The sequence below is a fragment of the Roseateles cavernae genome (assembly GCF_040187885.1).
GTDB lineage: Bacteria > Pseudomonadota > Gammaproteobacteria > Burkholderiales > Burkholderiaceae_C > Roseateles_E > Roseateles_E cavernae.
The window spans coordinates 1-5,905 of sequence record NZ_JBDPLH010000025.1 but is presented as its reverse complement, the minus strand read 5'-3'; the positions used below and the strand labels follow the sequence as shown (position 1 = coordinate 5,905).

Here is a 5,905-nt window from a genome sequence, read left to right as displayed (position 1 = left end):
GTGGTGGTCGCAGTGGTTGCAGGCGCTGTACTGGCGCTGCTCGGCCTCGCGCCAGGCCTGGGCGATGGTGGCGAGGGCGGGGGTCATGGACGCGCTCCGGTGCTGGTGGGTTGCCGGCTGATGGGCGCGAGCACCAGGCGCTTGCAGGACCAGCACCAGTCGATGTCCAGCTTCTGCCGCTGGCAGACCGGGCAGCGCTCAAGGCCGGTGCAGCGCAGGCACTTGCACCCGCAGGGGTGCGTGGCGATCGGCGTGACAACGCTGATCACGGCTGCAGCTCCTGCGCGCTGGCCAGCTCCTCGGCGCGCTCGGCGCTGAGCTGCTCGATCTCGGGGTCGCCGCTGCCGGCCAGGCCCATCAGCAGCACGATGCCCACCGACACCACCCACGGCGCCAAGCGCGGCCACCGGGCGAACCAGCGGGCCAGCAGGCAGGCCTCGGCAGCGGCGGGGCTGGGGCTGTCGGCGCCCAGCTCGGTGCAGGCCTCGGCGGGCTGCGGCTGGCTGGCGAGGTGGCCGTGGCTGAAGTCGCCCCAGCCGCTGCCCTCGATGTCGTGGTCGGCGCGCTCGGCGATGAGGCGCAGCAGCTCGGCCTCGCNTGCAGGCCTCGGCGGGCTGCGGCTGGCTGGCGAGGTGGCCGTGGCTGAAGTCGCCCCAGCCGCTGCCCTCGATGTCGTGGTCGGCGCGCTCGGCGATGAGGCGCAGCAGCTCGGCCTCGCTGATGCGGGTCATGGGGTCGTCGCCGCGATTGAGGTTGACCAGCGCGCCCATCATTGCAGCACCTCGGCGAGAGCGGCCAGGGTGTCGGCGTCGTCGACCAGGTCGACATCACCGGCGCAGGGCGTGAGCTGCAGGCTCAGCACCGCAGCAGCGGCGGCGACGAGGCCCTGCAGTTCGCTGCGGGTGGCGTAGACCAGGTCGTTGCTGCCGATGTTGAGCAGGTAGAAGGGTTCGCCCTCCAGCGGGCGGGCGGTGCTGATCTTGATCTCGGCGGCGTAGCCGATGAAATCGCCCTCGTCGGCCGGCAGGATTTCGGCGCGGATGCGGGGCGGCTGGGGTGGCGCCGGCGGGGCGAAGCGGCCGAGCATGTCATGCGGCCAGAAAGCCGCCATGGCCTCGTCGTCGACCTCATGCGGGAACGGATACACCTCCAACGGCAGCGCGCCGTATGGCTGGGTCTGCAGGGCGCCGAAGTCATCGTGCACGCCGTGCATCGAGCGACAGCGGTTCGGGCCCAGATCGTCGCCATGCTCCCAGACTAAGTAGTTGGGCAGCATGTCAGGCTGGCAGCTGAAGTGGAAGGTGTGGGGAGCTGCTGCGGGAAGTGCTTGCTGCATGGTCGCCTCCAATGAATCAGAGAGGGCGAGAGCCCCTTGCCGCCGCACAATCGTGGTTCCACCCAACGACTGTTAACGAACGAACAAAGGAGCTCTCATGGACATTCAAGAAACGCCGGCACAGGTCCTGGCCGAGGAGCGCCTGCAGCGCGAGCTGAGCTCGATGCAGGACGGCAGCAATGACGAACGAGCTGGTGAAGCGAGTGCGGTGCATGGCTTGCTGACCCGGCTGGACCTGGCGGTGCTGGTCTGTCAGGCGCGGTTTGCCGAGCCGGTGGCGCCTGCGGTCGTGGTGGCCGTGGCCACCGCCATCGGGGCCATCAGGCAAGCGGGGCAAGACACCTTCTGAGACTTGCCGTCGATCAGCTCCAGCCGGGTGCCGCTGCCATGGCAGGTGGTGCATCCCGCGCTCGGGCTGCGCTCGAACCATGCCGCTTCGTGGCCGCAGTAGCGGTCGTCGGTGCGCATGTGCTCCGCCCATCGCACCGGGTAGCCGTACACAAGATCAACCTCGGCGCGCGGGTGTGCGCAGCGGGAAGCGCTCCGCTGCTCGCGCAGCAGGTGCTTGCAATCCTTGCACAGCGGTGCGCTGCGGCTGGGGTGCTGGGATGGGGTGGTCTGCATGGTCGCCTCCGGTTGGGATGGAGGCGAAGATACCGCAGGGTAAATGTTTAAGCAATACCTACGGGTATATTTATTGGGCGAAAGAATGCCGGCAAGGTGCCGGCTTTTCTAGCGAGGGGTAGCGACGCCTCTCCAGTGCGCAGAACTAGGCTGACCGCATGGCGCGACGAAATCGTGCAACGACTTTGCTGGGGCTTTCGGTGCAAAACGTGACATAGCCTGGCCCGCACGATGGTTCAAGGACGATCCGCTCGCGGTCGCGCTCCAGTGGGATGCGGGTCAACATGAATGCCCATGTGCGCGAGCCGGGCTGTGCGTTATAGGTCTGAATGATCATCTCGGTCGAGGCCTGGATCTTGTACCCGGAGTTCATCGCGAGCCAGGCCTGTGCTTTGCGCCACAAGCGAGCGCAGTCAGCTTGGTTCTCGCACTCAAGAGCTTCCTCAAGTTGAGCGACATCGTCTGCGCTCAGATCTGAGTTCGTTGCTGCGCATCCAGCAAACAGTAATGCCGCCAGTACGGCGGCCCCACCTAGAAGCGGTCCAGATCGTGTCATATCCACCTGCAGTTAAGGCGTGCTTCAGGCTCGGCCGTTCTTGCGGCCGGGTTGCTTCGGTACCGGTTCTCCCGGCGAGGCCGGCGCCGAGGTGCCTCCGAAGACGAAGGTGCAATTCACCGGTCTATTGATGACGACTTGGTCAATCTGCGGGGTTGCGGTCGGTTGCTCGCTGCGGCTACGGGCTGCGACGCGCTTGAGCAAGTCAGCCGCAGCCTGGCTGTACTGATCATTCATTTACTGCTCCCAAAGAACGTATCGTTTTAAGGGGCAATGTCACTGTTTGTAACGTGGGTTTCCCCTACCCGAACAACGGCCAGGCCGACAGAAGGGCGAGGGACGCCCCCAGAACGAGCGCTGCCGCAGTTGCCAAGCGCGCCAGGCGAGCGGAGCGATCAAACCCGCACCACATGCAGCGCGAGGTGTGAGCCCAAGTCGCCTGGCTGCATTGGGGACACGAGCGTGACTGTTCCTCTGTCGGATGAAGCTGGGCACCCGGGGGCTGGTGCACGAAGGTGCAATGCGTTGGATCGTTGATTTCGATGTACATGGCACCGTGATCAGTTCGGGTGGATGGGCTTTGTGCGCTTGCTCTTGGCGTTGGGGCGGGCGGCTTCCACGGCGTGCTGGCGGTCAACGGCCAGGCAGAACTGGGTGAAGGCGTCGCGTGCACCGTCTTGGAGGTCTGCGTTTGCGGCGAGGCGCAGCGCCACCTCGCGCCAGTTCGGCACTTCCTGTGCTCGCCGCTCGGCACTGTGTAGGACGAGTTTGATGTGGTCGGCGACGAACTGCCGGTCAGCAGGCGCGAGCCGGCGTAGCTGGTGGGGGCTGATTCCAGGCAGGGGCCAGTCTGAGCCGATGGCGTAAACGGCGGGCGGTGGCTCGGCTGTGCCGACCTGCTTGAGCGCTTCGGCGGTGCGTCGGTCGAGCCAGCCTTCAGGCTTCTGAGCGCGGCGCTCAATGTCGCGTGCTGAATCCTCCGAAATTGCCTTGAGACCCGTGAGCCAGTGGTTGACCTGGGCTGGCGGCCGCCGGAGCGTCTTTGCGAGATCGACTTGCACGCCGTCATGCTCGGCCAGCAGGTGCTCGAGCTGCTCTTGTCGTGTGTCTCTGATGCTGCGTTGAACCATGGCCAAAGAATACCCTCAGGTAAATTGCCGATGGGTATAGACAGAAGATATACCCGCAGGTAGAGTTGATGGCATGCAACTTGCCGACTACTTCAAAGCGAAGCGTGGCCGCCTCAGTCGGGTGGCCCTCGCTGTGGGCGTTCAGTCCGGCTACCTGTCCCAGGTGGCGGCTGGCACGAAGAAGGTGATGCCGCGCTACGTGCCAGCTATTGAACGCGCCACAGATTTCGCCGTCCGGTGCTGGGAGCTGTGTCCGGACGACTGGCACATGATCTGGCCGGCCGTGATCGGCACCGAAGGCGCCCCCCCCATCCCCCAGGCTGAAGAGGAGGCGCGCCATGCAGCGTGATCGCCGAAGCCAGATCGAGAACATCAGGCGGGCGACGCTCCTCCTGTCGTCACGGCGGAGCAATCCCGCCCTCGATGCGTACTTGAGTGCTGTCGCCGCCGGCTCAAGGGCTGCTCCGGGTCCAGCTTCTTGCGGAGCGGGTGCGACAGGTCTGGTCATTCGTGTGGACTCACGAACTGACCGGGCGGCCGTCCTGGCGCTCGTCAGTGCAGCGTTTCGTCCGTCTGAGCCACTCGGTCCGAAAGGTACAGACGAAGCACAGCCGCGTCCCCGTTGTGCTCCCACACCCGTGCGGCGATCACGAACTGATGGCCTGCGAAGCGCAGTACGTCGCCTCGCGCGGGCGCTGCGAGGTGCCCTGACCAGAACGCCGGCACCTCGAAGCGATTCGCCTGGAGCCAAGCCAGATCGTCTGGGCTGAAGGTCAGCGTGATGACGAGATTTGATGCGAGGTTGACTTTTTCCATGGGTGCCCTCCCTGGGCTGTTGCGTGTGAGAGCCAACAGCATATCCCCCAGGGCCGGGCGCCCACCCCTTTACCCCAGCCGCCGGCAGTTCGTCGGCGCGCCTCTGGCACCGGTTGGCCAGCGGCGTACCCCTCCCTGCGTTTGTTTGGCGCGTCGGCGGGTGGGTGGGTCTTTTCTTCCCTTGGTGCATGTCTTGCAGTCTGGCCGCTCGATCGCGGCGGGGCAAAGCAGCGGCGTGCGCGGTTTGCTTCGACGAGGAGTTTTCTGATGGACACCACCCGGGCCCTGAAACGGGCTGTCGACCACTACCCCGGCGGCACGGCGGCGCTGGCCGCGCTGATGGACATGAGCCCCACCACGCTGCGGCATAAGGCGAACCCGCACGACAGCAAGCAGTTTTTCTCGCCCGAGGAGGCGCTGCAACTGCAGCTGGAGACGGGCGACCATGGCGCGCTGCAGGTGGACGCCGCTGTGTTGGGCTATGTGCTGTTGCGCAACCCGGCGGCGCTGAGCAGCGACGAGGCCGCCCAGCTGATCAACGGCACGGTGCGCGAGTTCAGCGAGTTTTTGACCGAGTGCACCAGCACGCTGGCCGATGGCCGCGTGACGGCCAATGAGCTGCAAGCCGTCGACGACGAGCTCGCCTCCGCGATCGCGCAGATGCAGGCCATGCGCGCCCACCTGGCGGGTCTGCACCGGGCTGGCATGCCGGCGGCCGAGCGGGCGGGCTTGGGAGGTTCGGCATGAGGCCCGCCGGCGAGATCCACATCGCGCTTCGGCGCGCCCTGTTCAAGCACGGCCCCGGCACCACGCGCCAGCTGGCCCGCGTGGCCTGCACCGGCCTGGCCGCCACGCGCCACACGCTAGACAACATGGTGCGCGCCCGCAAGGCCCTGCAGCTGGAGCCGCGCCGCGAGCCCGGCGTGAAGCGCCCGGTGCCGGTGTATGCGCTGCCCGGGACGGTGCAGCTCCCCTTGCCGTTGGAGGTGAGAGCGTGAGGGCGGCCACCGTGATTGAGCGCGAGGCGCTCGCCGCCCCGGACGAGCAGGTGCCGCCGCTCGGGCTGTTTGTTGTGTGGTTCGACCTCAACTGTGGCGTCCCGCCTGCCGACTGGTGGTGGGAGATCCCTGGACCGCAGCCGCTGGCCGCAGCGGTCGACCTGGCCGCAGAGCTGCGCGCCGCCGGCTGGTTGTGCAAGGTCATGCCCGAGGGGCAGAACCCGCGCGCCGATGGCCGATGGGACAACCCATGACCCGCGCCGATCTGGCCGAGGGCCACGACACCACAGAGCGGCTGAGCCCTGACGACATGGCCACGCTGCGCGAGGAGCAGCACCTGCAGGCTGCGCTCTTGCGGCAGCGCCAGCTGGCCGCCAGGCACCCGCGCGATGTGCCGGGGATCTGCAGCAACTGCGCCGAGCGCTGCCTGCCGCTGGCCGTCTAT

The 5,905-nt window shown here is 66.9% G+C and carries 11 protein-coding genes; 6 read left to right on the top strand and 5 right to left on the bottom strand.

What is annotated here, in order from left to right:
* Positions 1-265 precede the first annotated feature (265 nt).
* Together ABGI63_RS25540 and ABGI63_RS25535 are read right to left on the bottom strand one after the other, a co-directional pair.
* Positions 266-397: a hypothetical protein gene (locus ABGI63_RS25540; RefSeq protein ID WP_349745335.1), complete on the bottom strand. Its 132-nt coding sequence runs from the start codon at positions 395-397 to the stop codon at positions 266-268.
* A gap of 372 nt (positions 398-769) precedes the next feature.
* A complete protein-coding gene (locus ABGI63_RS25535; protein ID WP_349745334.1) occupies positions 770-1,336 on the bottom strand; it encodes a hypothetical protein in 567 nt (188 codons plus the stop codon).
* 97 nt (positions 1,337-1,433) lie between these two features.
* On the opposite strand from ABGI63_RS25535, the gene ABGI63_RS25530 reads away from it, so the two are divergent.
* The gene (locus ABGI63_RS25530; RefSeq protein ID WP_349745333.1) at positions 1,434-1,685 is read left to right on the top strand and encodes a hypothetical protein; all 252 of its coding nucleotides are present in this window, start codon (positions 1,434-1,436) and stop codon (positions 1,683-1,685) included.
* Positions 1,686-2,540: 855 nt separating this feature from the next.
* Here the strand turns inward: ABGI63_RS25530 and ABGI63_RS25525 are convergent.
* Entirely contained in the window at positions 2,541-2,753 is a 213-nt protein-coding gene (locus tag ABGI63_RS25525; protein ID WP_349745332.1) for a hypothetical protein, read from the bottom strand.
* A 323-nt stretch (positions 2,754-3,076) separates the two neighbouring features.
* Positions 3,077-3,646 carry a hypothetical protein gene (locus ABGI63_RS25520; protein ID WP_349745331.1) on the bottom strand — a complete coding sequence of 190 codons (570 nt, stop codon included), beginning with the start codon at positions 3,644-3,646 and terminating at the stop codon, positions 3,077-3,079.
* A gap of 73 nt (positions 3,647-3,719) precedes the next feature.
* Between ABGI63_RS25520 and ABGI63_RS25515 the strand changes: the two genes are divergently transcribed.
* The gene (locus ABGI63_RS25515) at positions 3,720-3,995 is read left to right on the top strand and encodes a transcriptional regulator (protein ID WP_349745330.1); all 276 of its coding nucleotides are present in this window, start codon (positions 3,720-3,722) and stop codon (positions 3,993-3,995) included.
* Positions 3,996-4,198: 203 nt separating this feature from the next.
* Here the strand turns inward: ABGI63_RS25515 and ABGI63_RS25510 are convergent, their stop codons facing one another.
* Complete coding sequence (locus ABGI63_RS25510; protein WP_349745329.1) at positions 4,199-4,462, bottom strand: hypothetical protein; 264 nt, start codon at positions 4,460-4,462, stop codon at positions 4,199-4,201.
* A 267-nt stretch (positions 4,463-4,729) separates the two neighbouring features.
* Here ABGI63_RS25510 and ABGI63_RS25505 point away from each other — a divergent pair, with 267 nt between their 5' ends.
* The 4 genes from ABGI63_RS25505 to ABGI63_RS25490 form a co-directional block, all read left to right on the top strand.
* Positions 4,730-5,209, top strand: a complete 480-nt coding sequence (locus ABGI63_RS25505; RefSeq protein ID WP_349745328.1) for a phage regulatory CII family protein — start codon at positions 4,730-4,732, stop codon at positions 5,207-5,209.
* Positions 5,206-5,460, top strand: a complete 255-nt coding sequence (locus ABGI63_RS25500) for a hypothetical protein (RefSeq protein ID WP_137944395.1) — start codon at positions 5,206-5,208, stop codon at positions 5,458-5,460. The genes ABGI63_RS25505 and ABGI63_RS25500 overlap by 4 nt, the downstream gene beginning before the upstream one ends.
* Positions 5,457-5,714, top strand: coding sequence for a hypothetical protein (locus tag ABGI63_RS25495; RefSeq protein ID WP_349745327.1), 258 nt, complete (start codon positions 5,457-5,459; stop codon positions 5,712-5,714). Before ABGI63_RS25500 ends, ABGI63_RS25495 begins: the two co-directional genes overlap by 4 nt.
* Positions 5,711-5,905: hypothetical protein (locus ABGI63_RS25490; RefSeq protein ID WP_349745326.1), on the top strand; the 195-nt coding region annotated here is incomplete at its 3' end. The genes ABGI63_RS25495 and ABGI63_RS25490, both read left to right, overlap by 4 nt.